This is a genomic window from Bradyrhizobium cosmicum, assembly GCF_032290525.1.
GTDB classification, from domain to species: Bacteria; Pseudomonadota; Alphaproteobacteria; order Rhizobiales; family Xanthobacteraceae; genus Bradyrhizobium; species Bradyrhizobium cosmicum_A.
Window position 1 is genome coordinate 1 of record NZ_JASXTA010000354.1, and the last position, 258, is coordinate 258.

A 258-nucleotide genomic window follows, 5' to 3' on the forward strand; every position below is an offset into this window, starting at 1 on the left:
GTGCATCGCGAGCGTGCCACCCAAGACGAACGGGTGGTACAAATATCGCTCACTGCCAAAGGGGATGCCTTAAAAGTTCAAGCCGCTAGCATTCCTAGTGCTATGTTAGCTGCCATGCAGTTAGATGACGAAGCGATAGATCTGCTACAACAAGTGGCGCAAAAACTCTGCCCGATTCATACAGAGGTGTGTCCCCACAATCTATCACCCAAAAACCATTAAACAAATTTTTAGCATTAAGCGCTATCTGCCTACGTC

General features: G+C 47.7%; 1 pseudogene. It reads left to right on the forward strand.

What is annotated here, in order from left to right:
* A pseudogene (locus tag QSV46_RS40220) lies at positions 1-222 on the forward strand (hypothetical protein); the annotation flags it as partial.
* Between the last annotated feature and the right edge of the window lie 36 nt (positions 223-258).